Source organism: Afipia broomeae ATCC 49717, assembly GCF_000314675.2.
Lineage (GTDB): Bacteria > Pseudomonadota > Alphaproteobacteria > Rhizobiales > Xanthobacteraceae > Afipia > Afipia broomeae.
Map to the genome: position 1 here is coordinate 1,954,542 of NZ_KB375282.1, position 25,525 is coordinate 1,980,066.

Annotated in this window: 26 protein-coding genes and 1 pseudogene; 22 read left to right on the forward strand and 5 right to left on the reverse strand. The window is 60.4% G+C overall.

Annotated features, from left to right (window positions below):
• Nucleotides 1–91 precede the first annotated feature (91 nt).
• Together lipA and HMPREF9695_RS09025 are read left to right on the forward strand one after the other, a co-directional pair.
• A complete protein-coding gene (gene lipA, locus HMPREF9695_RS09020; RefSeq protein ID WP_006020536.1) occupies nucleotides 92–1,051 on the forward strand; it encodes a lipoyl synthase in 960 nt (319 codons plus the stop codon).
• 139 nt (nucleotides 1,052–1,190) lie between these two features.
• The gene (locus tag HMPREF9695_RS09025) at nucleotides 1,191–1,661 is read left to right on the forward strand and encodes a type II toxin-antitoxin system RatA family toxin (protein WP_024919242.1); all 471 of its coding nucleotides are present in this window, start codon (nucleotides 1,191–1,193) and stop codon (nucleotides 1,659–1,661) included.
• A 34-nt stretch (nucleotides 1,662–1,695) separates the two neighbouring features.
• On the opposite strand, the pseudogene HMPREF9695_RS25710 reads toward HMPREF9695_RS09025, so the two are convergent.
• Nucleotides 1,696–2,187 (reverse strand): annotated as a pseudogene (locus HMPREF9695_RS25710) (CinA family protein); the annotation flags it as partial.
• Nucleotides 2,168–3,361 (reverse strand): bifunctional 2-C-methyl-D-erythritol 4-phosphate cytidylyltransferase/2-C-methyl-D-erythritol 2,4-cyclodiphosphate synthase, encoded by a 1,194-nt coding sequence (locus HMPREF9695_RS09030; protein WP_006020539.1) that lies wholly within the window; start codon nucleotides 3,359–3,361, stop codon nucleotides 2,168–2,170. The gene HMPREF9695_RS09030 and the pseudogene HMPREF9695_RS25710, both read right to left, overlap by 20 nt.
• Nucleotides 3,362–3,618: 257 nt before the next feature.
• Between HMPREF9695_RS09030 and dusB the strand changes: the two genes are divergently transcribed.
• The 8 genes from dusB (at nucleotide 3,619) to hflX (ending at nucleotide 14,019) form a co-directional block, all read left to right on the forward strand.
• Complete coding sequence (gene dusB, locus HMPREF9695_RS09035) at nucleotides 3,619–4,644, forward strand: tRNA dihydrouridine synthase DusB (protein ID WP_051054973.1); 1,026 nt, start codon at nucleotides 3,619–3,621, stop codon at nucleotides 4,642–4,644.
• Nucleotides 4,641–5,828, forward strand: coding sequence for a two-component system sensor histidine kinase NtrB (locus HMPREF9695_RS09040; RefSeq protein WP_006020541.1), 1,188 nt, complete (start codon nucleotides 4,641–4,643; stop codon nucleotides 5,826–5,828). Before dusB ends, HMPREF9695_RS09040 begins: the two co-directional genes overlap by 4 nt.
• A gap of 6 nt (nucleotides 5,829–5,834) precedes the next feature.
• On the forward strand, nucleotides 5,835–7,277 hold the full coding sequence (ntrC, locus tag HMPREF9695_RS09045; protein WP_006020542.1) for a nitrogen regulation protein NR(I): 1,443 nt from the start codon (nucleotides 5,835–5,837) through the stop codon (nucleotides 7,275–7,277).
• A 253-nt stretch (nucleotides 7,278–7,530) separates the two neighbouring features.
• Entirely contained in the window at nucleotides 7,531–9,801 is a 2,271-nt protein-coding gene (locus tag HMPREF9695_RS09050) for a sensor histidine kinase NtrY-like (protein WP_006020543.1), read from the forward strand.
• A gap of 17 nt (nucleotides 9,802–9,818) precedes the next feature.
• Nucleotides 9,819–11,189 (forward strand): nitrogen assimilation response regulator NtrX, encoded by a 1,371-nt coding sequence (ntrX, locus tag HMPREF9695_RS09055; protein ID WP_006020544.1) that lies wholly within the window; start codon nucleotides 9,819–9,821, stop codon nucleotides 11,187–11,189.
• A 164-nt stretch (nucleotides 11,190–11,353) separates the two neighbouring features.
• Nucleotides 11,354–12,211 carry a D-amino-acid transaminase gene (locus HMPREF9695_RS09060; protein WP_006020545.1) on the forward strand — a complete coding sequence of 286 codons (858 nt, stop codon included), beginning with the start codon at nucleotides 11,354–11,356 and terminating at the stop codon, nucleotides 12,209–12,211.
• A 170-nt stretch (nucleotides 12,212–12,381) separates the two neighbouring features.
• On the forward strand, nucleotides 12,382–12,630 hold the full coding sequence (gene hfq, locus HMPREF9695_RS09065) for an RNA chaperone Hfq (RefSeq protein ID WP_006020546.1): 249 nt from the start codon (nucleotides 12,382–12,384) through the stop codon (nucleotides 12,628–12,630).
• 12 nt (nucleotides 12,631–12,642) lie between these two features.
• Nucleotides 12,643–14,019, forward strand: coding sequence for a GTPase HflX (gene hflX / locus HMPREF9695_RS09070; RefSeq protein WP_006020547.1), 1,377 nt, complete (start codon nucleotides 12,643–12,645; stop codon nucleotides 14,017–14,019).
• A gap of 18 nt (nucleotides 14,020–14,037) precedes the next feature.
• Here hflX and mazG read toward each other — a convergent pair whose 3' ends face one another.
• A complete protein-coding gene (mazG, locus tag HMPREF9695_RS09075) occupies nucleotides 14,038–14,853 on the reverse strand; it encodes a nucleoside triphosphate pyrophosphohydrolase (RefSeq protein ID WP_006020548.1) in 816 nt (271 codons plus the stop codon).
• Nucleotides 14,854–14,948: 95 nt separating this feature from the next.
• On the opposite strand from mazG, the gene queC reads away from it, so the two are divergent.
• Both queC and HMPREF9695_RS09085 read left to right on the forward strand, forming a co-directional pair.
• Entirely contained in the window at nucleotides 14,949–15,677 is a 729-nt protein-coding gene (gene queC / locus HMPREF9695_RS09080) for a 7-cyano-7-deazaguanine synthase QueC (protein WP_006020549.1), read from the forward strand.
• Entirely contained in the window at nucleotides 15,674–16,231 is a 558-nt protein-coding gene (locus HMPREF9695_RS09085; RefSeq protein ID WP_006020550.1) for a VUT family protein, read from the forward strand. Before queC ends, HMPREF9695_RS09085 begins: the two co-directional genes overlap by 4 nt.
• 1 nt (nucleotide 16,232) lies before the next feature.
• On the opposite strand, the gene HMPREF9695_RS09090 is transcribed toward HMPREF9695_RS09085, so the two are convergent.
• Nucleotides 16,233–17,066, reverse strand: a complete 834-nt coding sequence (locus HMPREF9695_RS09090) for an enoyl-CoA hydratase/isomerase family protein (protein WP_006020551.1) — start codon at nucleotides 17,064–17,066, stop codon at nucleotides 16,233–16,235.
• Nucleotides 17,067–17,201: 135 nt separating this feature from the next.
• Here HMPREF9695_RS09090 and HMPREF9695_RS09095 point away from each other — a divergent pair, with 135 nt between their 5' ends.
• Nucleotides 17,202–17,453 (forward strand): DUF1272 domain-containing protein, encoded by a 252-nt coding sequence (locus HMPREF9695_RS09095; RefSeq protein ID WP_006020552.1) that lies wholly within the window; start codon nucleotides 17,202–17,204, stop codon nucleotides 17,451–17,453.
• Between the two features lie 15 nt (nucleotides 17,454–17,468).
• Here the strand turns inward: HMPREF9695_RS09095 and HMPREF9695_RS09100 are convergent, their stop codons facing one another.
• The gene (locus HMPREF9695_RS09100; RefSeq protein WP_083875171.1) at nucleotides 17,469–18,050 is read right to left on the reverse strand and encodes a thermonuclease family protein; all 582 of its coding nucleotides are present in this window, start codon (nucleotides 18,048–18,050) and stop codon (nucleotides 17,469–17,471) included.
• A 176-nt stretch (nucleotides 18,051–18,226) separates the two neighbouring features.
• Here HMPREF9695_RS09100 and HMPREF9695_RS09105 point away from each other — a divergent pair, with 176 nt between their 5' ends.
• The 9 genes from HMPREF9695_RS09105 to HMPREF9695_RS09145 all read left to right on the forward strand — a co-directional run bounded on the left by HMPREF9695_RS09105 (nucleotide 18,227) and on the right by HMPREF9695_RS09145 (nucleotide 25,390).
• Nucleotides 18,227–19,804 carry an alpha-amylase family glycosyl hydrolase gene (locus HMPREF9695_RS09105; RefSeq protein ID WP_006020554.1) on the forward strand — a complete coding sequence of 526 codons (1,578 nt, stop codon included), beginning with the start codon at nucleotides 18,227–18,229 and terminating at the stop codon, nucleotides 19,802–19,804.
• Between the two features lie 165 nt (nucleotides 19,805–19,969).
• Entirely contained in the window at nucleotides 19,970–20,875 is a 906-nt protein-coding gene (locus HMPREF9695_RS09110; RefSeq protein ID WP_006020555.1) for a DnaJ C-terminal domain-containing protein, read from the forward strand.
• 2 nt (nucleotides 20,876–20,877) lie between these two features.
• The gene (locus HMPREF9695_RS09115) at nucleotides 20,878–21,153 is read left to right on the forward strand and encodes a chaperone modulator CbpM (protein WP_006020556.1); all 276 of its coding nucleotides are present in this window, start codon (nucleotides 20,878–20,880) and stop codon (nucleotides 21,151–21,153) included.
• A gap of 57 nt (nucleotides 21,154–21,210) precedes the next feature.
• A complete protein-coding gene (locus tag HMPREF9695_RS09120; RefSeq protein ID WP_006020557.1) occupies nucleotides 21,211–21,435 on the forward strand; it encodes a hypothetical protein in 225 nt (74 codons plus the stop codon).
• Between the two features lie 42 nt (nucleotides 21,436–21,477).
• Nucleotides 21,478–21,732, forward strand: a complete 255-nt coding sequence (locus HMPREF9695_RS09125; RefSeq protein ID WP_006020558.1) for a DUF2171 domain-containing protein — start codon at nucleotides 21,478–21,480, stop codon at nucleotides 21,730–21,732.
• Nucleotides 21,733–21,915: 183 nt separating this feature from the next.
• On the forward strand, nucleotides 21,916–22,110 hold the full coding sequence (locus HMPREF9695_RS09130) for a hypothetical protein (protein ID WP_006020559.1): 195 nt from the start codon (nucleotides 21,916–21,918) through the stop codon (nucleotides 22,108–22,110).
• A 99-nt stretch (nucleotides 22,111–22,209) separates the two neighbouring features.
• Complete coding sequence (locus tag HMPREF9695_RS09135; RefSeq protein ID WP_006020560.1) at nucleotides 22,210–23,277, forward strand: Dyp-type peroxidase; 1,068 nt, start codon at nucleotides 22,210–22,212, stop codon at nucleotides 23,275–23,277.
• Nucleotides 23,270–24,076 (forward strand): family 1 encapsulin nanocompartment shell protein, encoded by an 807-nt coding sequence (locus HMPREF9695_RS09140; protein ID WP_006020561.1) that lies wholly within the window; start codon nucleotides 23,270–23,272, stop codon nucleotides 24,074–24,076. Before HMPREF9695_RS09135 ends, HMPREF9695_RS09140 begins: the two co-directional genes overlap by 8 nt.
• A 24-nt stretch (nucleotides 24,077–24,100) precedes the next feature.
• The gene (locus tag HMPREF9695_RS09145; protein WP_006020562.1) at nucleotides 24,101–25,390 is read left to right on the forward strand and encodes an NAD(P)/FAD-dependent oxidoreductase; all 1,290 of its coding nucleotides are present in this window, start codon (nucleotides 24,101–24,103) and stop codon (nucleotides 25,388–25,390) included.
• The last annotated feature ends 135 nt before the right edge of the window (nucleotides 25,391–25,525 follow it).

Sequence of the window (25,525 nt, forward strand, 5' to 3'; positions counted from 1 at the left end):
CGTGATAGTCATTCCAAGGTAGCACGATGCGGGCGGCTTGCGCCAAGACATTGGCGGGCTTAGGTAAGTCTAAGGAAATCGCGGACTTTTCATGGTCACTTTGATCGATACGGTGTCGCCAAATCAGGTGCGCCCACGTCATCCGGAGAAGGTCAACCGGCCCGACGCCAAGTCGCCGGCCAAGCCCGACTGGATTCGCGTGCGCGCGCCGAATTCGCGCGGCTATGCCAACACCCGCAACATCGTCAAGGAAAACGGTCTCGTCACGGTGTGCGAGGAGGCGGGTTGCCCGAACATCGGCGAGTGCTGGGACAAGAAGCACGCCACCTTCATGATCATGGGTGACACCTGCACCCGCGCCTGCGCCTTCTGCAACGTCAAGACGGGAATGCCCGGCGCGCTCGACGCGTCGGAGCCCGAGCATGTGGCGCTGGCCGTATCGAAACTCGGCCTGAACCATGTCGTTATCACCTCGGTGGACCGCGACGATCTCGCCGACGGCGGCGCAGATCACTTTGCGAAAACCATCCGCGCCATTCGCGCGAGCTGTCCGACCACGACCATCGAAATCCTGACGCCGGACTTTCTCCGCAAAGAGGGCGCGCTGGAGCAGGTGGTCGCCGCCAAGCCCGACGTGTTCAACCACAATCTGGAAACCGTGCCGTCGCGCTATCTGACCGTGCGTCCCGGCGCGCGTTACTTCCATTCGATCCGGCTGTTGCAGCGGGTCAAGGAAATGGACCCGACCATCTTCACCAAGTCCGGCATTATGGTCGGTCTTGGCGAGGAGAGGCACGAAGTGCTGCAGGTGATGGATGATCTCCGCTCGGCGGATGTGGATTTCCTCACCATCGGCCAGTATCTGCAACCGAGCCTCAAGCATCATGCGGTGATGCGTTACGTGACGCCGGATGAATTCGGCGGCTATGAGAAGGTCGCCTACACCAAGGGCTTCCTGATGGTGTCGGCGAGTCCGCTGACGCGTTCGTCACATCACGCCGGCGAGGATTTCGCCAAGCTGCAGGCGGCGCGCGACGCGGCCAACCGCTAAGATTCAATCGTCATTGCGAGCGAAGCGAAGCAATCCATCTTTGGCCACAAGAGAAGATATGGATTGCTTCGTCACTTACGCTCCGCGCAATGACGGTACACAACCGTCAACAACCTTAGACCGCCACTTTTGGTTTTCGATGCCGCAGTTTTCCAACAAGCGCCGCGTTCGCCATAGCGCGGAGAAGATGTTCGATCTCGTCGCGGACGTCGAACGCTATCCCGAATTCGTGCCGATGTGTCAGGCGCTGAAGGTTCGCCAGCGCACGCAAAAGCCGGACGGTACCGAAGTCATTGTCGCCGATATGACGGTGTCGTTTCAGGTGGTCCGCGAAACCTTCACCAGCCGCGTGACGCTGGACAAGCCGAACCTGAAAATCCTTGTCGAGTACTTGCAAGGTCCGTTCAGCAAGCTTGAGAACCGCTGGACCTTCGAGGCGAAGTCCGAAAACGCCTGCGATGTCGGCTTCTTCATCGCCTACGAATTCAAGAGTCGGATGCTCGCGGTGCTGATGGGCGCGATGTTCGACGCCGCTTTCCAACGCTTCGCCGCGGCGTTCGAGAAACGCGCGGATGCGGTCTATGGGCCGCCGCGCGTGGCCGCTTCTTGATCGGGGGCTGTGGTCCGCGGGCCATCTCAGTCAGCATTTTCAGCGCTTCGACCACTGACTGCTCGCGGACATTGCTGCGGCCGACCGCGCCGAAGCGGCATTCCTTGTGAGCAATACGGCCATCGCGTGCCGCGACCGCCAGATACACCAGCCCGACGGGTTTTCCAGGCGTTGCGCCGCCGGGGCCCGCGATGCCTGTGATCGAAACCGCCAGATCGACATCGGCATGTTCAAGTGCGCCAAATGCCATGGCGGTCGCGGTTTCCTTGCTGACGGCGCCGAATGTTTCCAGCGTCGAGGTTTCGACGCCGAGCATCGCGTGCTTGGCTTCGTTGGAATAGGTGATGAAACCGCGATCGACCACATCGGAAGAGCCGGGAATTTCGGTGAGTGCCGCAGCGACGAGACCTCCCGTACAGGACTCGGCGGTCGCAATGGTCAGCTTGCGCATCCGGCACAGATCCAGCAGCGAGCGGGAGAGGGCGCGGATGGTGCTGCCGCTCATGTCAGTTGCTCCCGCTTTCATCCCACGGAAGGCGGATCGTTGCGGCCGCCGTTGCGGCGATGCCCTCCTGGCGGCCGGTGAAACCGAGCCGCTCGCTTGTCGTTGCCTTCACGGCCACGCGTGACTGTGGAAGCCCGGTGATCTCGGCGATTTTCGCACGCATCTCATCGCGCAGCGGGCCGATCTTTGGTGCTTCGCAAATCATCGTCACTTCGAGATGTGCGATCCTTCCGCCGCGCTGATGCACGAGGCTGACCGCATGTTTAAGGAACTGGTCTGAGGCCGCACCCTTCCATTTCGGATCGCTTGGCGGGAAGTGCGAACCGATGTCGCCGTCGGCCAATGCGCCGAGGATGGCGTCGACAATCGCATGCAGTCCGACATCGCCGTCGGAATGGGCGAGAAAGCCGCGATTGAAAGGCACGCGAACGCCGCACAGCATCAGATGGTCGCCGTCGGTGAGCGCATGGACGTCGTAGCCAGTGCCGGTGCGGATATCGCCCAGCATGGCGCCAAGGCGCGCTTCCTCGCGTGCGAAGTCTTCCGGTGTGGTCAGCTTCATGTTGGCAGCATCACCTTCAAATGTTGCGACGGTCAATCCCGCCCATTCAGCGATCGCCGCGTCGTCGGTGAAATCGTCGCGCCCCTCGCGCGCGGCGCGCCGATGGGCATCGAGAATGGTGTCGAATCGAAACGCCTGCGGTGTTTGCGCGATTCGCAAATTCGCACGATCCGGTGTCGCCTGGATGGCGCCGGTTGCATCGACGACCTTGATGGTATCGGTCACCGGCACGACGGGAATCGCTGCACCCGTGATCAGCGCCGCATCGATCGCGCGCGAGATCACCTTGTCGGTGACGAAGGCGCGCGCGGCGTCGTGAATAAGAACGATATCCGGCGCCTCGCTTGCGAGCGCCTCGAGTCCGGCACGAACGGACGCCTGCCTTGTAGCGCCGCCATTCACCGGCGTCTGATATTTGAGATGGCTAACCGCCTGATCGAAAATATCGGCGTCATCCGGATTGCGGACCGGCTGAACGGCAAAAACGTCCGGATGGGTACAAAATGGCTCCATCGCCCTCGAAAGGACGGTTTTGCCGCCGATTGATCGGTATTGCTTGGGGCCTCCGGTCCCGGCGCGAAGTCCGCGGCCGGCAGCGACGATAATGGCGGCAGTCCGTTTTTGGTTTGGCATGAATATTTGACGACCGTCAGAGCAGGGTGGCTGAGCCCGTTGTTGGCAGCTTTGGGTGCTGCACTTACCATATTCGGGCGGGGAACAGCATGATTCCGCAACCCTGTGAAGAATTTGGAAGAATTGTTGCGCCGCACTTGCAAGCCTGCCGGAATTGGCTAAAGTGTAGGCATGCTTTCAGTATGCTTAGAAATTAAGCTGTTTGATCTCCGCAACGAGGCGGGGTTCGGCAAAAAACGAAAAGAACAGTGATCGGTATGGGTCCGGTAAGTCAGCCAACACTGACCATTGGCGGTATCGAGGTCGCAAATCGCGTCCTTCTCGCACCGATGTCCGGCATCACCGATGCTCCATTCCGGCGCATCGCTGCCGAGCTTGGGGCCGGTCTTGTCGTATCGGAAATGACTGCCAGCGACGATCTCGCGCGAGGCCGCCCAATGTCGGTTCTTCGTTGCGAGGCGGCCGGTATCGGCCCGCACGTAGTTCAGCTCGCCGGCTGTGAAACCCACTGGATGACCGAAGGCGCGAAGATCGCGGAAGCCGCCGGTGCAGACATCATCGATATCAACATGGGCTGTCCCGCGCGGCATGTCACGGGCGGCCAGTCCGGCTCCGCGCTGATGCGCGATCTTGATCACGCGCTTCGTCTCATCGACGCCACGGTATCCGCTGTCAGCGTCCCGGTGACGTTGAAGATGCGGCTGGGCTGGGATGACAAGTCGCTGAATGCTCCGGAGCTGGCGCGCCGCGCCGAAGCGGCGGGCGTCAAGATGATTACCGTGCACGGGCGCACCCGCTGTCAGTTCTACAAGGGAAGCGCCGACTGGACCGCCGTGCGGCCGGTCAAGGACGCGGTCACAGTGCCTGTGGTCGTCAATGGCGACATCACCTCGTTTGAGCAGGCTGCGATCGCGCTCGAAGCGTCCGGCGCAGACGCCGTGATGATCGGGCGGGGAGCGCAGGGTCAGCCATGGTTGCCGGGACAGATCGCGCGCCGTCTCGATGGCGGCGCAGCAGAATCGGTACCGCACCTCCGTGAGCAACTGGATCACGTCTGCAAACTCTACGATCAGGTCGTTGATCATTACGGATCGCGCATCGGTTCGCGTCATGCGCGTAAGCATCTGGGCTGGGCACTCGATGTTGCTGCGAAGGGCAGCGCCGCATCCGCGGACGTGCTCAAGCGTTGGCGCCAGACCATCCTGACAGCGACCGATCCAGCTCACGTTCGCCGCTCCCTTCACGATGCCTTTGGCGAGTTTTCCTGGAGCGCTGCTGCATGAGCAACGTCGCTGAACGACGCGTTCCGCAACTCGCTAACAGCGATGCGATTCTGAACGCGCTCCCGAATCCGGTGATGCTTGTCGCGCCGGACGGCAAGATACTGGATGCGAATATCGCAGCGGAATCGTTCTTTGAAACGTCGATCCCGCATTTACAGCGTCAGATGTTGCGCGAACTGGTGCCATTCGGCAGCCCGCTGCTCGCGCTGATCGATCAGGTGCGCCGTACCGGCTCGGCTGTAAACGAATACAAAGTCGATCTTGGCACACCTCGCATCGGCGGCGATCGTCAGGTCGATCTCCATGTCGCACCGCTCAGCGAGCACCCCGGCCATATCGTGGTGATGCTTCAGGAACGCACCATCGCCGACAAGATGGACCGGCAGTTGACTCATCGCAGCGCCGCCCGCTCGGTGATCGCGCTGGCCGCGATGCTGGCGCATGAAATCAAAAACCCGCTGTCGGGCATTCGCGGTGCCGCGCAATTGCTCGAACAGGCAGCTTCGCCGGAAGACCGTACGCTGACACGCCTGATCTGTGACGAGGCGGATCGCATTGTGACGCTTGTCGATCGCATGGAGGTGTTCGGCGATGAGCGCCCCGTGGCGCGCGGTCCGGTCAACATCCATTCGGTATTCGATCATGTGAAGCGGCTCGCCCAGTCCGGCTTCGCGCGCAATATCAAGTTCGTCGAGGAGTATGATCCGTCATTGCCGCCTGTGCTGGCCAATCAGGATCAACTGATTCAGGTATTCCTGAATCTCGTGAAGAATGCGGCCGAGGCCGTCTCCGATCTCGGGACCGATGGTGAAATTCAGTTGACCACGGCATTCCGGCCGGGTGTGCGTCTCTCGGTGCCTGGCAAGAAGTCACGTGTGTCGTTGCCGCTGGAATTCTGCGTGAAAGATAATGGACCCGGCGTGCCGGACGATCTGTTGCCAAATCTGTTCGATCCGTTCGTGACCACCAAGCCGACCGGCAGCGGTCTTGGCCTCGCGCTCGTCGCCAAGATCGTCAACGATCATGGCGGCATCATCGAATGTGAATCCCAGCCGCGAAAAACGGTTTTTCGCGTGCTGCTGCCGATGTTCAATCCAACCAAAAACAACAATCCCAACCACAGCAATAGCGACGGGCGCCCGGGAACGCTCTCGCATGCCTCACAGACCGCAGATGAGGAATAAATAACAATGCCCGCAGGTAGCATACTTGTCGCTGACGACGACACCGCCATCCGTACCGTTCTCAATCAGGCGCTGTCCCGCGCCGGATATGAGGTGCGGCTGACAGGCAATGCCGCCACGCTCTGGCGTTGGGTGAGCCAGGGTGAGGGCGATCTGGTCATCACCGACGTCGTGATGCCCGATGAGAATGCGTTCGATCTGCTGCCGCGGATCAAGAAGATGCGCCCGAACCTCCCGGTCATTGTCATGAGTGCGCAGAACACTTTCATGACAGCAATCAGGGCATCGGAGCGCGGCGCCTACGAATATCTGCCGAAGCCGTTCGACCTCAAGGAACTGATTGCGATCGTCGGCCGCGCGCTGTCGGAGCCGAAGGAGCGCCCGGCGGCTGTGAAGGACGAGGGCGAGTTCGATTCGATTCCGCTTGTCGGACGCTCGCCGGCGATGCAGGAAATCTACCGTGTCCTCGCGCGTCTGATGCAGACCGATTTGACGGTGATGATCTCCGGTGAGTCCGGCACCGGCAAGGAACTGGTCGCACGCGCGCTGCATGATTACGGCAAGCGCCGCAACGGCCCGTTCGTTGCCGTGAACATGGCCGCCATTCCGCGCGATCTGATCGAGTCCGAATTGTTCGGACACGAGCGCGGCGCATTCACCGGGGCGAATGCCCGCGCGACCGGCCGGTTCGAGCAGGCCGAAGGCGGGACGCTGTTCCTCGACGAAATCGGCGATATGCCGATGGAAGCACAGACCCGCTTGCTGCGTGTACTGCAGCAGGGCGAATACACGACGGTTGGCGGGCGCACGCCGATCAAGACCGATGTGCGGATCGTCGCCGCCAGCAACAAGGACCTGCGCATTCTCATTCAGCAGGGCCTGTTCCGCGAAGATCTGTTCTTCCGCCTCAACGTCGTTCCGCTGCGGCTGCCGCCGCTGCGCGAGCGGATTGAGGATCTGCCCGATCTGATCCGGCACTTCTTTGCGCTGGCGGAAAAGGATGGCTTGCCGCCCAAGAAGCTCGATGCGCAGGCGCTGGAGCGGCTGAAGCAGCATCGCTGGCCGGGCAACGTGCGCGAGCTTGAAAACCTCGCACGCCGCCTTGCCGCGCTCTATCCGCAGGATGTCATTACGGGCTCGGTGATCGAAGGCGAACTGGCACCCCCTGCCGTGGTGTCAGGCGGCAGCATGCCGCAGAGCGTGGACAACCTCGGAGGCGCGGTGGAGATGTACCTTGCGTCGCACTTCGCCGGCTTCCCGAACGGGCTGCCGCCGCCGGGGCTCTACCATCGGATCCTGAAGGAAATCGAAGTCCCGTTGCTCACGGCCGCGCTGGCGGCGAATCGGGGAAACCAGATCAGGGCGGCGGACCTCCTTGGATTGAACCGGAATACCCTCCGCAAGAAGATTCGGGACCTCGATATTCAGGTCTACCGCAGCGGCGGCTAGGACCCGTTTGCGGCTTCGCCGGGCCCGTTTTGACAGCGCGTCCGTTCCGATCCCGGTTTGCCACCGAGTGGCATTCCGGTGACGGAGGGGACAGGCGGAAGCGTACCGTCCAGCTTAGAAGCAATTGAAGGCGCAATTCGTCACGGACCTGCGCCTAGGAAATGTCGCAATTCAGCAACATTGTGATATGATTGCATCACTGGTCGGGGCACCCCGCCTCGTACCGGCAAAATTGGCCTGACACGATCCCCGCATGACAGCAGCAGAGGCGTCGGCCCAAACCCTCGACCCAACCGTCGCCGAGCCTCACAGCCGGCCATGGCACCGGCTATTGGCTCCGTTCGCCGTCGGCCTGGCGCTCCTCTCGGCATTCCTGACCTTCGTGGTGCTGACCGGACTGACCCCGATCGCACCGACCCACGAAATCGTCGTCACCTTCCTCCTGATTAATGGCGCCACGATCCTGCTGCTGCTGGCGATCATCGCCCGCGAGGTCTGGCAGGTCGTTCAGGCTCGCCGCCGTGGCCGCGCCGCTGCGCGCCTGCATGTCCAGATCGTCAGTCTGTTTTCGGTGATCGCAGTTTTGCCTGCAGTGCTGGTTTCGATCGTGGCCAATGTCACCATCGACCGCGGCCTCGACCGGCTGTTCTCGGTGCGCACCCGTGCGGTGATCGAGAACTCGCTGATCGTGGCCAACGCCTACGTCTACGAGCACGCGCAGCTCATTCGCGGCGATATCATCGGCATGTCGAACGATATCGCACGCGCGCGGCCCCTTTACGATCAGGATCGTCAGACTTTCCGCAGCGTACTGACGTCGAGCGCGACCTCCCGCAATCTGCCCGGCGCCATGATCATCGACAAGGATCGCAACATTCTTGAAACGGCAGCGACCGGTATCCGGCAGGATTTCCAGACCCCCGCCGCGGATTTTCTGAAGAACGTCACCGAGGATGAGCCTCAGATCGCCGTCTTTATCGAACAGAACTACGTCGCCGCGGTCATTCGCCTGCGCGCGTTTCAGGACAGCTTTCTTTACGTGGCGCGCATTCTCGATCCGCGCGTCGTTGCGCAGTTGCAGCAGACGCAAGCGAGTGTGAAGGAATACGCCGAGCTCGAATCGCGGCGTCTCGGAATTCAGGTCGCCTTCGCGCTGATGTTCACCGTGATCGCGCTGACGGTTCTGATGTCATCAGTACTGATCGGCCTGAATTTCGCTAACTGGCTGGTTGCGCCGATCCGCCGGCTGATGAGCGCGGCCAATCTCGTCTCTACCGGCGATCTCCATGTTCAGGTCCCGGTCATCAAATCCGAGGGCGACCTCGCCAATCTTGGCGAAACCTTCAACAAGATGACGCAGGAATTGCGCACCCAGCGCGATGACCTCGTGAATGCCAGTGGTCTTATCGACAGTCGCCGCCGGTTTATCGAAGCGGTTCTTTCATCGGCGAGTGCGGGCATCATCGGCGTCGATGGCGCTGGCAAGATCGCCGTTCTCAACCGTTCGGCGGAAAAACTGATCGGACACTCGGAATCGGAGGTGATGGGTAAGCCATTGTCCGAGATCGTCCCGGAACTTGACGAACTGATGTCGACGGCGCGCAGCAGTGCACAACGGCTGTTGCAGGGGCAGATCGAAATCAGCCGCGACAGTGTCGAGCGAAACCTTTCCGTGCGCGTCAGTTCCGAACAAACCGGGCAGTCGAACGAGAGCTACATCATCACGCTCGACGACATTACCGAGCTGGTGACGGCGCAGCGGACCTCGGCATGGGCGGACGTCGCCCGCCGCATCGCGCACGAGATCAAAAATCCACTGACCCCGATTCAACTGTCCGCCGAACGCATTCGCCGCAAGTTCGGCAAGGTCATCACGGAAGACCGGCCAATTTTCGATCAGTGCACCGACACCATCATCCGTCAGGTCGATGATATTCGCAGAATGGTGGATGAGTTCTCGAAGTTCGCGCGTATGCCAAAGCCCGTCATTGAGGGCGAGGATGTTGCGGACACTGTCCGTCAGACGGTCTTCCTGATGCGTGTCGGTTATCCCGATATCGATATCGACGTCGATATCAAGCAGGAGCCGATGCATGCGAAGTTCGACCGGCGGCTGATTTCGCAAGGGCTGACCAATATTATCAAGAACGCGACCGAAGCCATTGCTGCGGTTCCTCCTGGAGAGATCCAGCGTGGACACATCGATGTCATCGCCGCGCGCGAAAACGACGATATCGTGATTGATATTCTCGACAACGGAATCGGGTTGCCTAAAGAAAGCCGCGCGCGGCTGCTTGAGCCATATGTCACCACCCGCGAGAAAGGCACCGGTCTCGGTCTCGCCATTGTGGGCCGTGTTCTCGAAGATCACGGCGGACGTATCGAACTAAACGACGCATCTGCGCTTCGCCCTGGTGCGCGGGGCGCGTGGGTGCGAATGAGATTTTCTATCTCCGGTCAGGCTAAAGACCCCGGTGCCGGAGAACCACATGAAACAAAAACAGAAGCCGTAACCGGCGATTGATAGAGCGGGCGTGATTCATGGCGAATGACATTTTGATCGTCGATGACGAAGCAGATATTCGGGATCTCGTCGCGGGCATTCTCGACGACGAGGGTTTCAAGACGCGCACCGCGCGTGACAGCGATACTGCTCTGGCGGAAATTTCGAGCCGCCGGCCGAACCTGATTTTCCTCGACATCTGGCTTCAAGGCAGCAAGCTGGATGGTCTGCAATTGCTCGAGCAGATCAAGCTGAACCACCCTGAAGTTCCGGTGGTGATGATTTCGGGGCACGGCAACATCGAAACGGCGGTCGCGGCGATCAAGCGCGGCGCATACGATTTCATCGAAAAGCCCTTCAAGGCTGATCGGTTGATTTTGGTCGCCAACCGCGCGCTGGAAACGTCACGCCTCAAGCGTGAAGTCCGCGAACTCAAGCAGCACGCGCCATCGTCGGGAACGCTGATCGGCCGCTCTCCTTGCATGAACCAGTTGCGTCAGACCATTGAACGCGCGGCCAAAGCCAACAGCCGCATCATGATCGTCGGCCCGTCGGGGGGCGGCAAGGAGCTTGCTGCGCGTACATTGCACGCGATGTCCAGCCGCGCGGATGGGCCTTTTGTTGTCATCAATGCTGCCGCGATCACGCCGGAGCGGATGGAAGTCGAATTGTTCGGGGTTGAATTGTCCGACGGCGAAACCGGCCGCAAGCCCGGCGCGCTCGAGGAGGCTCACGGCGGCACGTTGTTCATCGACGAGATCGCCGATATGCCGCGCGAAACCCAGAACAGGATTTTGCGCGTGCTGGTCGATCAAACGTTCCAGCGGGCCGGCGGCACCACCAAGGTCAGCGTTGACGTTCGTATCGTGTCGTCGACGGCGCGCAACCTCGAAGCCGAGATCGCGGAGGGAAAATTCCGCGAAGATCTCTACCATCGCCTGTCGGTCGTTCCGATCCGAGTGCCGCCACTCTCGGAGCGCCGTGAGGATATTCCCGACCTTGTCGAATACTTCATGGACCAGATTTCGTCCGCGACCGGTCTGCCGAAGCGGCGGATCGGGGAGGATGCGATGGCTGTTCTGCAATCGCATGTCTGGCCGGGCAACGTCCGGCAGTTGCGGAACAATGTCGAGCGCGTGATGATCCTGGCGGGGGGTGACCCTGATGCTGCGATCACCGCCGACATGCTGCCGCAGGATGTCGGCTCGATGATCCCGGCCATGCCCACAGGTAACAACGGCGAGCACATCATGGGCCTGCCTCTGCGCGAGGCCCGCGAGGTGTTCGAGCGCGACTACTTGATCGCGCAGATCAGCCGCTTCTCAGGCAATATTTCGCGCACGGCAGAGTTCGTGGGCATGGAACGTTCTGCGCTACATCGGAAGCTCAAAGCGCTGGGTGTAGGTTAGTGCGGCGGTTCACAAGGCCGCAATATGCTCGCAGCAAGACGTGTTTGCGAACTTGTGAACCAAAGCCGTACTAGAATATTGGTTGCTCGCGTCTCTTTGATTCCGAAGTTCGTATCAGGGAGCGCTGCAAGGTCTTACGAACTTCGGAATCGAGACACGACCGCATGTCCCGCATTGCCTATGTGAACGGCCAGTACCGCGACATGCGGGATGCCAGTGTGAACATCGAAGACCGCGGCTATCAGTTTTCAGATGGCGTCTACGAGGTCTGCGAAATCAGGGGCGGCAAGGTGGTAGATATGCCGCGCCACCTGATGCGGCTGCAGCGCTCGCTGCGCGAATTGCGCATCGACATGCCGATGCCGCTTGCCGCACTGGAAGTCGTGATCCACGAAACCGTGCGGCGCAATCGCGTGAGCTACGGTATCGTGTACTTGCAGGTGACGCGCGGCGTAGCCCGGCGCGATCACGCATTTCCGGTCAAGCCCGTCAAACCAGCCGTGGTGGTCACAGCGCGCGCTCTCAACTTTCAGAAAAATCAGGAAACGGCGGCGAAGGGAATCGGGGTCATCACTGTTCCCGAAAATCGCTGGCCGCGGGTGGATATCAAATCCGTATCGCTGCTGCCTAACGTGCTGGCGAAGCAGCAGGCGCGCGAGAACGACGCGTACGAGGCGTGGTACGTCGATAGCAACGGCCACGTCACCGAAGGGGCATCGAGCAACGCCTGGATCGTGACCCGGGACGGCAGCGTCGTAACTCGATCGGCCGAGAGCGGCATCCTTGCCGGCATCACGCGAGCGGTGCTGACCGAGGTGATGGCAGCGCTCCAGATCAAGTTCGAGGAGCGTCCTTTCACCCCGGCCGAGGCTTATGAGGCGGCCGAGGCGTTTGTCACTGCGTCCAGCCAGATCGTCATGCCTGTGGTCAAGATCGACGGTCGCAGCATCGGAGATGGTAAACCCGGCTCCATTTCCATGCGATTGCGGGAAGAATTCCACCGATTTTCAGCATTTTCGTAAGTTTTTCCGCCCTTTGGCGGCTTAGCCGGGTACCGCGGCCTTGCCTAACAACCGGGCGTGCCTTTTAATCGCGTTGCAGCACCCGGAGGGGGATCTCAGGGACGCCGGCAGCCGGACCACGCCACGCAGAGGGCAGGTCGGGCCCAAAAACAATAATGCGGGATAAGAAAATGGCGGCAGACCGCGCACAAAACCTACAGGATACTTTCCTCAATCACGTTCGCAAAACCAAAACGCCACTGACGATCTTTCTGGTCAATGGAGTGAAGCTGCAGGGCATTGTCACCTGGTTCGACAATTTCTGTCTGCTGCTTCGGCGCGATGGTCACTCGCAGCTTGTCTACAAGCATGCGATCTCGACAATCATGCCGGGCGCTCCCATCCAGCTGTTCGAAGGCGGCGAGGACGCGCCAGCTTGAGATTGAATTAATTTGGAACCCCGCAACTTCGACGGGGGCGCCGACCGGCCAAAGTCGGCGCGGGGCGACACAGGACGGGTGCTGGTCATCGGTCCTTACAAGCGCGTGCGGCGGGGCGATCCTGACGCGACGACGGTAGCTCATGGAGTACGCAATCCTGAAGCGCGGCTTGAAGAAGCTGCGGGTTTGGCGCGTGCCATCGATCTCACTGTCGCGGAGGTGGTCCTGGCGCCGTTGAGCGAAATCCGGCCAGCGACCTATCTCGGCAAAGGCAAGGTCGAGGAGATGATCGGCCTGATCAAGGCCAATCAAGTCGATCTGGTGGTGATGGATTGCGCGCTTTCGCCGGTTCAGCAGCGCAATCTCGAAAAGGAATGGAATGCCAAGGTGCTCGACCGCACCGGTCTCATTCTGGAAATCTTCGGCCGCCGCGCCAAAACCCGCGAAGGCACATTGCAGGTCGAACTCGCGCATCTGAATTATCAGCGCAGTCGTCTCGTTCGGTCATGGACCCATCTTGAACGCCAGCGCGGCGGCTTCGGATTCATGGGCGGCCCCGGCGAAACCCAGATCGAGGCCGACCGCCGCTTGATTGGCGATCGCATCTCCAAGATCGAGTCTGAACTCAAGAAGGTGCAGGCAACGCGCAGGCTGCACCGGGCAGGGCGTCAACGCGTGCCTTACCGTGTTGTCGCGCTGGTGGGTTACACCAATGCGGGTAAATCCACGCTTTTTAACAGGTTGACCCGCGCGGACGTGCAAGCCGCCGACATGCTGTTCGCAACGCTCGACCCGACCTTGCGCGCGCTGACGCTACCGCACGGCGGCAAGGCCATGCTGTCGGATACCGTCGGGTTCATCTCGGACTTGCCGACCATGCTGGTGGCGGCGTTCCGCGCCACGCTCGAGGAAGTCATCGAGGCTGACGTCATTCTGCATGTGCGCGATATCTCGCACGAGGATGCCGACGCCCAGCAGCATGACGTTGAGGGCGTATTGCGTCAGCTCGGCATTGATCCGGATAGCGGTCAACGCATTCTGGAAGTCTGGAACAAGATCGACCGCTTCGACGAAGAGGGTCGTGCCAATCTCATGAATATCGCCGCGCGGCGCTCGCCAGAACGGCCGTGCTTTCCGGTGTCGGCTGTGACCGGAGAGGGCATTGATGCCCTGCTTGCGGCCATCGAGGACCGTCTGGCCGCAACCCGCGTGACGCTGGATCTCTCTATCGATGCGTCGGACGGCGCCGGCATCAGCTGGCTGCACCGGAATGCGGAAGTGCTGGACAAGCATATGGAGAATGGTCGGTTTGCCATGACCGTGCGCGTGGACGAGACCAAGCGCGACATCACGATTGCCAAGTTCGGCGCTGTCCCAAGCGCACATTGATTGCGCTTGCCGCGAAAACTATGTTGCAGTCTTCGCTTCGTTCCATAGCGCGTCCATCTCGGCCAGCGTCGCTGCTTCCAGCGATGAACCGCGCGCGGCGAGAGTGCGTTCGATATAGGCGAACCGCCGCTCGAACTTCGCGTTGGTTGCACGTAACGCCATCTCGGGATCGGCCTTGGCGTGCCGCACCAGATTGACGACTGCAAACAGAAGATCGCCGGCTTCTTCGGCGATGTGCGATTGATCGCCGCTGTCCAGCGCCGCCTCGATTTCGTCGGCCTCCTCGCGGATTTTGGCGAGCACCGCCCGCGGGTCGTTCCAGTCGAAGCCGACGGTCGAAGCAGTCCGCTGCAAGTCCATCGCGCGCGCCAGCGCCGGCTGGCTCTTCTTGACGCTTTCCAAGAGACCGGGCTTTGCATCAGGAACCTCCCCGCGCAACGCCGCTCGCTCGGCTTTCTCTTCCGCCTTGATGCTGTGCCACAGGCCTTTTACTTCATCGGGTGTCATCCGGCCGGCCCTGTCGCCGAACACATGCGGATGACGCCGGATCATCTTTGTGGTGATGGCGTTGACGACGTCGCCAAACGCGAAGGCGCCTTTCTCCTCGGCCATCCGTGAATGAAACACGACCTGAAGGAGTAAGTCACCGAGTTCTTCCTTCAGATCGTCGAGATCATCCCGCGCGATCGCCTCGGCAACCTCATAGGCTTCCTCAATGGTATAGGGCGCAATGGTCGCAAACGTCTGCTCCAGATCCCATGGGCATCCGGTTTTCGGCGTGCGCAAAGCAGCCATTATCTCGAGCAGTTTGGAGATATCATGGGAAGCAGGCATGGCGCACCGTGGGCTGAACAGGTTCTGCCCTCTATGCCGTAACGATGGCCCCGAGACAATTGGCGGCGCGGTGTTCGGATGCTAAGTGCAATGCCATGACGGAATTAAGCCAAAACAACGCAGCTCTTGTGCTTTTCTCCGGCGGGCAGGATTCCGCCACCTGCCTCGCGTGGGCATTGGCTCGTTTTGAACGCGTGGAGACCATCGGCTTTTCATATGGCCAGCGGCATGCCGTCGAACTGGAAAGCCGGGCGACATTGATCGGCGGCATGAAGGCTCTACACCCGGAATGGGCGGCGAGACTCGGCGAAAGCCACACGCTGGACATCCCGACCCTGGGCGATATTTCCGAGACCGCGCTGACGCGCGACACGGCCATCGAGATGGGCGAGGGTGGTTTGCCCAACACCTTCGTGCCGGGCCGCAATCTGGTGTTCCTGACCTTCGCGGCTGCACTGGCCTATCGGCGGGGCATTACGCACATCGTCGGCGGGATGTGCGAGACGGATTTCTCCGGTTATCCCGATTGCCGCGATGACACCATCAAGGCGCTCAATATCGCGCTTAACCTCGGGATGGCACGTCCGTTCGAGTTACACACGCCGCTGATGTGGCGCGACAAGGGTGAAACATGGGCGCTGGCGGAAGAACTCGGCGGCAAGGGGCTGGTCGATCTGATCGTTGAACACTCCCACACCTGTTACCTCGGTGAGCGCGGCGCGCGGCACGACTGGGGTTACGGCTGCGGCGAGTGCCCGGCATGCAGCCTGCGCTCTAAAGGTTGGGCGGCTTACAGCGCGAAAGCGAAGACCGAAAAGCAATGACCCTCGCGCACCGGCTTCGCACGGAAGGCTTTGTATTTCTGGCCGCCTATATCGCCTGCATTCCGGTCGCGAACTGGCTGATCCAGCACATCGGCACCGTTTGTCCACCGGACGGCCCATGCCTGATACCAGTTGCGCCGGGTCTGATGGCGCCGAGTGGCGTGCTGATGGCCGGGCTTGCGCTTGTGCTGCGCGACCTCGTGCAGCGGCGGCTCGGTATCACCTATGGACTGATAGCGATCGGAGCGGGGACTGTGCTCTCCGCAGCACTGGCCCCTGCGCCGCTGGTCGTCGCGTCGGCGGTTGCGTTCCTGCTGTCGGAACTGGCCGATTTCGCTGTCTACACGCCGTTGCAAAAACGCGGGCTTGTGCTCGCCGTGGCAGCGAGCAGCCTTGTGGGACTGGTGGCGGACTCGCTGCTGTTCCTGTGGCTCGCGTTTGGCAGCCTTGAGTTTCTGGCAGGCCAGATCGTAGGCAAAGCGATCATGGTGCTCCTGACGCTGCCGGCGATCCGCTGGCTGCGCAACAGAGACGAGCGGTTGGGCGCTGCGTAGATTAGCGTCCCTTAAAGTCCGCCGGCCGCTTTTCGAGGAACGATGCCAGGCCTTCACGAAAATCCTGCGTGCGCATCAACGGCAGCAGTTGCAGGAAAACGTGGTGGACATGATCGTTGAAATTCTCGGAAAGGCCGACGCGCATCATGCGTTTGGCCGACTGAACAGCCAACGGCGCATTGGCGGCGATCTCAGAGGCAAGTGCCCGGGCGCGCGGCATCAGCTCGGCATCGGGGACCACATGATTGGTCAGACCCATCTCGAGGCTTTCCTTTGCCGAAAGCGTGCGGCCGGTGAAGATGATTTCGGCCGCCTTGGCCCAACCCAACATGCGCGGCAGAAACCAGGTACCGCCTGACTCAGGCACAATACCGCGCTTGACGAATGCGGCAGCAAACTTCGCACTCTCGGCCATAATGCGAATGTCGCAGCCGAGCGCCGTGTCCATGCCGTAGCCGGCTGCTGCGCCGTTGAGCGCACAGATCGTCGGTTTCTCCATGTTGAAGAGGATCGTCGGAGGAGCGGTCTTGAGATCAAGCGTCGTCCGCGCGCCATCGGCGTCGTTCTGCGAGCCGATGCCGGTGCCGCTGGCAGCGCTGCCAACATCAAGGCCAGCGCAGAAAGCGCGTCCAGTCGCGGTGAGGATGACGACACGCACCGCCGGATCGTTGTCCGCTTGCAGAAGCAGTTGACCGAGTTGCGCCAGCATCGGCCGCGAGATCGTGTTCAACCGCTCAGGGCGATTGAGTGTGATGGTGGCGATGTTACCATCGACCGCATAAAGCACCTCCGATTCAGCGGCACGTGATTCCTGGATGCTTTGCGGTTTTGACATTGCAATTTCCTCAGTCGTTCTGGGCGCAGGAAAGATCAAAAGCCGCCCGGACGCAAGCATTGGACGCTGCTGGACAGCCTTGCACCGCCCTGGCCAGCCGCATAGGCTCGGCAAGCCGCACACGGGAGAAGCGCGATGATGAAGCTGAAGCCGAATTGTGAATGTTGCGACAAGGATTTGCCGCCCGAGAGCCGCGAGGCCGTGATCTGTACCTTCGAGTGCACGTTCTGCGCAGCCTGCGCGGATACCGTTTTCAAAGGCGCATGCCCCAACTGCGCGGGCAATTTTGTGCCGCGCCCGATCAGGCCAACGGCGATGTTGCGGAAATATCCGGCATCGACCGAGCGGCACCTGCGGGAGCAGCCGTGCCTGGCGAAAGCGAGCTGAGACGCAGGGACGCAGCTAATCCTTGCGGTGATCATCCGTGCGCGGATGCTGGTGTCGCCATTCGCGCGGCGGTGTAAATGTCCCGGCCCACAATCCGCGCCTCGCGGATTTCGCATCATCCTGTTGGGCGCCGTAAACGTTCGCAAATCCTGATGTTACGGCCCAGCCTTGCTGGACCATCCAGCCATTGATGTCGGTGCCATCGGGAAGGGTGCAGGTCGCCAGCGTGCGTCCGTACTTATCGATCGATTTCGGCTGGCATGTGAGATCGTGTCCGCGGACACGGCTTCGGAGTTGCGCGGAAGCCTGCCGTCCGCAAGGCCAGTCCCGACCTTGTGCGTCAGTGCAGGTCTGGTCAAGTTCGGGCGCATCGATGTCGATAAGGCGAATTCGCATGCCGGAGATTGTCAGTGTGTCGCCATCGGCCACAAACGCATTTCCCGAGACCGGCGCGTCCGGCTTCCGCATCCAGCGTTCAACGGCATAGACACCGAGCGATCCGATCAGCACGATCACCATGACCGTCCAGCGGCGAGTGTCCGGGTTGAACCGCGTCGGTCTACGAGATTGTTGGCGCTGTGACACCCGGAAACTCATGCTCAAGTCCGCGCTGCAATGTGAGAGTTTTATGTCACGCGGCCGCGCAACGCGATTCATCAACTGAATTATCTGCTTTGGACGAGGCGGGTTCAAGCGGGTGTTGCCAGCGACTTTTTCTTCCGCCTATGTGCAGGTTCTCGATTGTCTTTACTGTCACAGGGTTGGCGTGTGCCATGCGTGAGAATGTTCCCTGGTGGAAATCGGGTATTCTCTATCAGATATACCCGCGCTCCTTTCAGGACTCCGATGGCGATGGCGTAGGGGACCTTCGCGGCGTTATCGAGCGGCAGCCCTACCTGCGTGAACTTGGCGTCGATGCGCTGTGGCTGTCGCCGATTTTTCCATCGCCGATGGAAGATTTTGGCTACGACATCTCCGACTACACGGGTATCGATCCGCTGTTCGGCACGCTGGCCGATTTCGATGCGCTGGTGGCGGCTGCTCACGATTTTGGACTGAAGATCGTCCTCGACCTTGTCCCCAACCATACGTCCGATCAGCATCCATGGTTCATCGAAAGCCGCGGTTCGCGAGATAGTTCGAAACGCGACTGGTATATCTGGCGCGATCCAAAGGGAGAGGGCGGTCCTCCGAACAACTGGCTTTCCGAATTCGGCGGCAGCACCTGGGAATTCGATGCGCACACCGGGCAGTATTACTATCACGCGTTCCTGCGCAGCCAGCCCGATCTGAACTGGCGCAATCCCGAAGTGCGCGGTGCCATGCATGACGTGATGCGCTTCTGGCTGCGGCGCGGTGTCGATGGATTTCGTGTCGATGTGATGTGGCATCTGATCAAGGACGATATGCTGCGGGACAACCCGCCGAATCCCGATTTCGTGCCGGGACAGCAGCCTTATGAGCAACTAATCCCGCTTTATTCGACCGACAGGCCTGAGGTTCACGACGTCGTCGCCGAGTTGCGGCAGGTGATCGACGAATTCGACGATCGTGTACTGATCGGTGAAATCTATCTGCCGCCAGCTAAGCTCGTAGCCTATTATGGCCGCAACCTCGCTGGCGCTCACCTGCCGTTCAACTTCGCCCTGATCTCGACGCCGTGGAATGCGCGTGCCATAGCAAAGCTTGTCGACGACTATGAAGCCGCGTTGCCGGCCGGCGCATGGCCGAACTGGGTGCTCGGCAATCATGACCGCCAGCGCATCGCCAGCCGTCTAGGTACCGATCAGGCGCGCGTCGCGGCCATGCTGCTGCTGACGCTCCGGGGAACGCCAACGCTGTATTACGGCGACGAGATCGGGATGCCGCAGGTTGCGATCGCACCGGATCGGGTGAGGGACCCGTGGGAGAAGAATGTCCCGGGTATGGGTGTTGGCCGCGACGGCTGCCGCACGCCGATGCAATGGGATGAAACAGCATATGCAGGATTCAGCGTTCGCGAGCCATGGCTGCCACTCAGCAAGGATATCGCCTTGGTGAACGTCGCCACCGAGCGTCAGAACACAGCGTCCATGCTCAGCCTGTACCGGGCGCTGGTCACACTGCGCCGTGCCCGGCCAGAGCTTGCACTCGGTGGTTACAGGCTCGTGAGCGTTGCTGATGATCTCCTGGTTTATGCGCGTGAGCATCAGGACCAGCGGTCACTCGTTGCGCTGAACCTTGGCATGGCGACCATTTCGCTGGAGGTCCGTGGGCATGTCTTGTTGTCGACGTTTATGGATCGGCAGGCTGAGGTGATTGACGGTCTACTCAGTCTGCGCGGCGCTGAAGGGATCGTTATTGAGCCCTAAAGCTGAACGAAGAAGCGGGCCAGCGCCTTTAAAAGCGTCATTCTTAGCAGATGCGGCATCGCGCCGTTGGCGGGTTGGTATGTGAGGCGGGGTTGTTGTAGCATTTGCCAATCTTACGTGCCGTACTCGTGATTTTAGACAAACAGTGTGCGTCCGGAGTAAGTCGTGAGAAATCCATACGAGATTCTTGACGTTGCCCCGACTGCCTCTGCCGCCGACATCCAGAAGGCGTATCGGAAGCTGGCAAAGAAATTGCACCCGGACTTGAATCCCGGTGACAGGACGGCTGAAGAGAAATTCAAGGAAGTCGCCGGCGCCTACGACTTGCTGAGCGACGCCGAGAAGCGGAAGCGTTTCGACAATGGTGAGATCGACGCGACCGGTGCAGAGCGGCCGCAGCATCACTATTACCGGGATTTTGCCACTTCGGATGAAGGGCATCATTATGCGAACAGCTCGGGCTTCGCCGACTACATGGATACGGACGATGCGTTTGCAGAACTCCTGCGCCGCGGTCAGAGAGCACGTGCGAACCGGCGTGGACCGGATCTGCACTACACCGTGCCGATCGATTTTGTGGAGTCGATCAAGGGCGCGGACAAACGTCTGACACTGCCTGACGGTAGTTCGCTTGACGTGAAAATTCCACCCGGTCTGGTGGACGGTCAGGTTATCCGTCTCAAGGGCAAGGGAGCGCCCGGCGCCGGTAAGGGCGGCCCTGGAGATGCCCTGATCGAGGTGGAGGTCCTGCCCGATCGCCGCTTCACCCGCGACGGCGACGATATATCTATCGAGTTGCCGGTCTCTCTTACCGAAGCCGTATTGGGAGGGAAGATCCGCGTTCCGACGCCGACTGGAGATGTGCAGCTGGCGGTGCCAAAGGGATCGAACACCGGCACCACCCTGCGCCTCAGGGGGAAGGGCGCGCCCCGCCGCGGCGGCGGGCAGGGCGATCAGTTCGTCAAATTGAAGGTGGTTTTGCCTAAATCTCTGGATCCGGAACTCGAAGCCTTCGTCTCGAATTGGGAGAAGGGCAAAGAATTCAATCCGCGCGCGGACAGGACATCTTGATCATGAACAAGCAGGAATTTCTGACTTATTCGGGTCTTCAGGTGCAGACACTCGACCTCTGGCTCGAGCAGCGATGGCTGATTCCGGAGGAAACCTCCGTCGGAATTCAGTTCTCTGACATCGATGTTGCACGGGCCCGTCTCATTTATGATCTAAAGAGCGATCTGGGTGCTAATGATGAGGGGATCGACGTCATCCTTCATCTCATGGACCAGATCCATGGGCTGCGCCACGCGCTCGCGCAATTGCAAAAGGATATTCAGGAGCGTTCACCTTAGGCGCACTGCCGCACCAAACGCCGAGATCGGAGCCGCAGGCTAACCTTGGAGATCGAAATGGTCGGAAGATTCACGGCTCTTGGACACGGTGAAATCGACTCCCTTATCCTGCAAGCGCTAGTGCGCAAGCTGGTCTCTAAAAATGTTCTTTCATCAGACGACGTGCGCGCACTGCTGTTTGAAGCCGCAACTCATCTCGACCTTGTGGGTAGCGACCAGACACCCCAGGCCGCGCGGGTCGTTGTTGAGGAGGATCTGGTGCCTGTGTTTCTTGGCGAATGACCGTTTTCAACACGCACGAACTCAAAGAAGGAGGCAGTTGCGATGAGGAATCAGATCAAGGAAAACATGGAGGTCATCGGGGCCGACGGCGTTCATGTCGGCACAGTGGACCGCATCGAAGGTGATCGCATCAAGCTCAAAAAGAGCGACAGCTTCGGAGCCCACGCGGGGCACCATCACTACATCGAAACCGGCTTCGTGGCTGGCGTTGAAGGCAACAAGGTTCGCCTCTCGGCGAACGCTGATATTGCCGTGACGTTGGAAGAAGAACCGTCAGGCCGGCCCGTCAAGCTGTGATGTGCGGTTCAGACCGTCAAAAACTGACCGCCTGAACTGCCAGTAGCGGAGAGGGCTAAACAAGCCGCGAACATTCCCATGGGAGTGCTGCGCGCGAGGTTGTATGGTTGGGTTCTCATACGGGTTTTGGACTTATTGTACAAAAACACCAAGCTTGGACGCCAGTGCAGCAGGAGGGCCGTGATGCAAGAATACGATCTCTACATCAACGCGAAAAAGCCAGCCATCGGCCTCTACGTACGCAAGGGTGCGGGTCTCCCCGACCTCGCCGATAAATCGGATTGGGTCTTCGATGGCACTGCTGCGCAGGATCTGTTGCCTCCGGGCGTGGTGCAAGGTGTCGCCGCGGACGGCCATGCGTTTCGAAACATGGACTGACCTCAACATAGCAACTCAAGAACATCACCGATGTGCCGTAGGGCTTGCCCTGCTGCTGGCCGGATCGCGATTGAACCAAAGGTATTAAACGGATCGAGCATGGTCTCAAGCCTGCCACACCCCGTGTCCCAATCCGTCGCTGCCAAGCTTACGCGGGCGGCGATATTTCTGGTTGTGACAATCAATCCTGGAACGACGTCCGAGGAAACGGTTCGCGGCTTATGCGCGGATCTTTCGAGCCTGCTGCGGGGCGTGGGGTTTCGCGATCTCGATGGCCAACTGACCTGCGTAATGGGATTTGGCTCTGAGGCCTGGGACCGCCTGTTTGGACCGCCGCGGCCGAAGGACCTCCATCCGTTTCGCGAAATTCGTGGTGTGCATACCGCCGTTTCGACGCCCGGGGACATCCTGTTTCACATCCGTGCTGCGACCATGGATCTGTGTTTTGAGCTGGCGACGCATATTATGTCGCGGCTCAACGGTGCCTTCTCGACCGTCGACGAGGTGCACGGCTTCAAGTTTTTCGATGACCGCGATCTCATTGGCTTTGTGGACGGTACAGAAAATCCGGTGGGGCAGGCTGCCGAAGCGGCCACCCTTGTCGGGGATGAAGATTCGGCCTTTGCTGGCGGCAGCTATGTGATCGTGCAGAAGTATCTGCACGACGTCGCGCGATGGAATAAAGTGCCTGTCGAGGAGCAGGAGAACATTATCGGCCGGCACAAACTGTCCGACATCGAACAGCCTGACTCCGTGAAGAAACCGTACGCGCACAACGTTCTGACGTCGATTGAAGAGAACGGCGAGCAGCTTCAGATCCTGCGCGACAACATGCCGTTCGGCGAGGTGGGCAAGGGTGAATTCGGCACGTATTTCATCGGTTACGCGCGGTCACCGCACCGGATTGAGAAGATGCTGGAGAACATGTTCATCGGCAATCCGCCGGGTACCTACGACCATCTGCTCGATTTCAGCCACACAGTGACCGGATGCCTGTTCTTCGTGCCGACGGTGACGTTCCTGGATGATGTCAGCCCAGAGGCACAACACGTTGCCGACACCGACGTAAAAGAGGCGCGGGCGCCTGTGGCGCCTCAGCCGAACGCGCGCAGCAGCGATGGCTCACTCGGTATTGGATCCCTGAAGAAAGAGGCAGGACATGAATAATCTCCATCGGCACCTCGCGCCTATCTCGGCGGGAGCGTGGGAACAGATCGAACAGGAAGCGTCTCGCACACTCAAGCGTCACCTGGCGGCGCGCCGTGTTGTGGACGTTGTCGGCCCGAAGGGCGTCGATTTCTCGGCTGTGGGGACAGGGCACCTCAAGCCGATTTCAGGGCCGGGCGACGGGATCCAGGCCGCGCAGCGCGACGTGAAGGCCCTCGTCGAACTGCGCGTTCCGTTCGAACTCACGCGTCAGGCGATTGACGACGTGGAGCGCGGCGCAACCGATTCTGACTGGTCGCCTGTCAAGGACGCGGCGCGGAAGATTGCCTTCGCCGAAGATCGTGCGGTTTTCGAAGGATATGCCGCGGCCGCGATCCAGGGTATCCGGGAAGGTAGTAGCAACGCCGCCGTGACGCTTCCGGCCAGTGTGAAGGGCTACCCGGATGCTGTGGCGCAGGCGGTGAGTGAGTTACGGCTTGCCGGATGTGAAGGTCCCTATGCCCTTGTTCTCGGCGGGAACGCCTACACGGCAGCAAGCGGTGGCAGCGACGATGGATATCCAGTGTTCCACCATATCGAGCGTGTGGTGGACGGCGGAATTATCTGGGCGCCGGCGATTGAAGGCGGGTTTGTACTCACCACGCGGGGCGGCGATTTCGAACTGGATATCGGTCAGGATTTCTCGATCGGCTACCTGAGCCATTCCAGCTCTGTCGTTGAACTGTATCTGCAGGAAACCTTCACGTTCCGGCAATTGACCGCCGAGGCGGCAGTTGCGCTTGTAACTCCGAAAAAATGATTGCGGGGATGAGGATGTCGATGCGTGGCTGACGATAGGACCGTTGAAGCTTCCGTGCCTCATATTGTGATCGTCGGAGCCGGTTTCGGCGGTCTTGAAGCCGCGCGCGGTCTTGCCGAAGCACCCGTGCGCATCACGATTGTCGATCAGCGCAACCATCACCTGTTTCAACCGCTGCTCTATCAGGTCGCCACCGCGACACTCGCGACCTCAGAAATCGCCTGGCCCGTCCGCCATCTCGTCCGCAGACAGAAGAACGTCACGACGCTGCTCGGAAGTGTCGTCGGCGTGAACACCCAGGCGAAGCAGGTTCTGTTGGACGGCGAGGAGCCGATCGCTTTCGATACCCTGATCCTGGCGACGGGAGCCCGCCACGCTTACTTCGGTCACGACGAATGGGAGCCATATGCACCCGGGCTGAAAACGCTTGAGGATGCCACCAAGATCAGGCGGCGGATTCTCGCCGCGTTTGAGCAGGCGGAATGGGAGACCGATCCGGCGGAGCGCGCCAAATTCCTCACATTTGTGATTATAGGAGCGGGGCCTACCGGCGTGGAACTGGCCGGCACGATCGCCGAACTTGCGCGGGATACGTTGCGCGATGAATTTCGCAATTTTGATACACGAAGCGCGCGGGTCGTCCTTATCGAAGCCGGACCTCGCATCCTTTCGAGCTTTAGCGAGGATCTATCGGATTACGCGCAACGGGCGCTGACGCGTCTCGGTGTCGAGGTCAAATTGGGACATGCTGTTTCAAAGTGCGGAGAAGGCGGGGTCGAACTGGGCGGCGAATTCCTTCCGGCAAAAACCATCATCTGGGCCGCGGGGGTCGCGGCCTCGCCGGCGGCCGAGTGGCTGCATGTACCAGCCGATCGCGCAGGGCGCGTTCTTGTGGAGCCCGACCTGACGGCGCCGGGTCATCCGGACATCTTTGTCATCGGCGATGCCGCGCATGTCGAATCGGCGGATGGAAAGCTGGTGCCTGGCGTAGCGCCTGCAGCCAAGCAGGAAGGGCAATATGTTGCCCGGAGGATCATGGAGCGCCTGAGGGGCCGTAATCCAGGCGAGCGGTTCGCATACAAGAACGCGGGCAATCTCGCCACGATCGGCAAGCGCGCCGCCATTGTCGACTTCGGTTGGATCAAGCTCAAAGGCCGGTTGGCTTGGTGGATGTGGGGCGTCGCGCACATTTTCTTTTTGATCGGGCTACGCAATCGCCTGGCCGTCGCGATGAACTGGCTGTGGATTTATATCAGCGGCCAGCGGAGCGCTCGTCTCATCACGCAAGGCAAGACGACGAAGGGCGGCATCTAGGGCGCCTTGATACGGCGAGCGGACGGGTCTTGAACTGCCGGGTGGATGACCGCCGGATCGCCATCGGAGCCTGGCTGGGCCAATATCAAAGATTCGCATAAGGTATATTATGGAATATAATATAGCTGAGCGATT

What these genes read in the sequence shown, in the direction of transcription:
- HMPREF9695_RS09095 (WP_006020552.1), top strand. Translation starts at nt 17,202, where the DNA reads ATGATGAAGCTGAAGCCGAATTGTGAATGTTGCGACAAGGATTTGCCG.
- HMPREF9695_RS09040 (WP_006020541.1), top strand. Translation starts at nt 4,641, where the DNA reads ATGAGCAACGTCGCTGAACGACGCGTTCCGCAACTCGCTAACAGCGAT.
- ntrX (WP_006020544.1), top strand. Translation starts at nt 9,819, where the DNA reads ATGGCGAATGACATTTTGATCGTCGATGACGAAGCAGATATTCGGGAT.
- HMPREF9695_RS09030 (WP_006020539.1), bottom strand. Translation starts at nt 3,361, where the DNA reads ATGCCAAACCAAAAACGGACTGCCGCCATTATCGTCGCTGCCGGCCGC.
- HMPREF9695_RS09125 (WP_006020558.1), top strand. Translation starts at nt 21,478, where the DNA reads ATGAGGAATCAGATCAAGGAAAACATGGAGGTCATCGGGGCCGACGGC.
- HMPREF9695_RS09140 (WP_006020561.1), top strand. Translation starts at nt 23,270, where the DNA reads ATGAATAATCTCCATCGGCACCTCGCGCCTATCTCGGCGGGAGCGTGG.
- HMPREF9695_RS09025 (WP_024919242.1), top strand. Translation starts at nt 1,191, where the DNA reads ATGCCGCAGTTTTCCAACAAGCGCCGCGTTCGCCATAGCGCGGAGAAG.
- ntrC (WP_006020542.1), top strand. Translation starts at nt 5,835, where the DNA reads ATGCCCGCAGGTAGCATACTTGTCGCTGACGACGACACCGCCATCCGT.
- HMPREF9695_RS09100 (WP_083875171.1), bottom strand. Translation starts at nt 18,050, where the DNA reads ATGAGTTTCCGGGTGTCACAGCGCCAACAATCTCGTAGACCGACGCGG.
- HMPREF9695_RS09085 (WP_006020550.1), top strand. Translation starts at nt 15,674, where the DNA reads ATGACCCTCGCGCACCGGCTTCGCACGGAAGGCTTTGTATTTCTGGCC.
- HMPREF9695_RS09050 (WP_006020543.1), top strand. Translation starts at nt 7,531, where the DNA reads ATGACAGCAGCAGAGGCGTCGGCCCAAACCCTCGACCCAACCGTCGCC.
- lipA (WP_006020536.1), top strand. Translation starts at nt 92, where the DNA reads ATGGTCACTTTGATCGATACGGTGTCGCCAAATCAGGTGCGCCCACGT.
- hfq (WP_006020546.1), top strand. Translation starts at nt 12,382, where the DNA reads ATGGCGGCAGACCGCGCACAAAACCTACAGGATACTTTCCTCAATCAC.
- mazG (WP_006020548.1), bottom strand. Translation starts at nt 14,853, where the DNA reads ATGCCTGCTTCCCATGATATCTCCAAACTGCTCGAGATAATGGCTGCT.
- HMPREF9695_RS09120 (WP_006020557.1), top strand. Translation starts at nt 21,211, where the DNA reads ATGGTCGGAAGATTCACGGCTCTTGGACACGGTGAAATCGACTCCCTT.
- HMPREF9695_RS09130 (WP_006020559.1), top strand. Translation starts at nt 21,916, where the DNA reads ATGCAAGAATACGATCTCTACATCAACGCGAAAAAGCCAGCCATCGGC.
- dusB (WP_051054973.1), top strand. Translation starts at nt 3,619, where the DNA reads ATGGGTCCGGTAAGTCAGCCAACACTGACCATTGGCGGTATCGAGGTC.
- HMPREF9695_RS09105 (WP_006020554.1), top strand. Translation starts at nt 18,227, where the DNA reads ATGCGTGAGAATGTTCCCTGGTGGAAATCGGGTATTCTCTATCAGATA.
- HMPREF9695_RS09115 (WP_006020556.1), top strand. Translation starts at nt 20,878, where the DNA reads ATGAACAAGCAGGAATTTCTGACTTATTCGGGTCTTCAGGTGCAGACA.
- queC (WP_006020549.1), top strand. Translation starts at nt 14,949, where the DNA reads ATGACGGAATTAAGCCAAAACAACGCAGCTCTTGTGCTTTTCTCCGGC.
- HMPREF9695_RS09135 (WP_006020560.1), top strand. Translation starts at nt 22,210, where the DNA reads ATGGTCTCAAGCCTGCCACACCCCGTGTCCCAATCCGTCGCTGCCAAG.
- HMPREF9695_RS09090 (WP_006020551.1), bottom strand. Translation starts at nt 17,066, where the DNA reads ATGTCAAAACCGCAAAGCATCCAGGAATCACGTGCCGCTGAATCGGAG.
- HMPREF9695_RS09060 (WP_006020545.1), top strand. Translation starts at nt 11,354, where the DNA reads ATGTCCCGCATTGCCTATGTGAACGGCCAGTACCGCGACATGCGGGAT.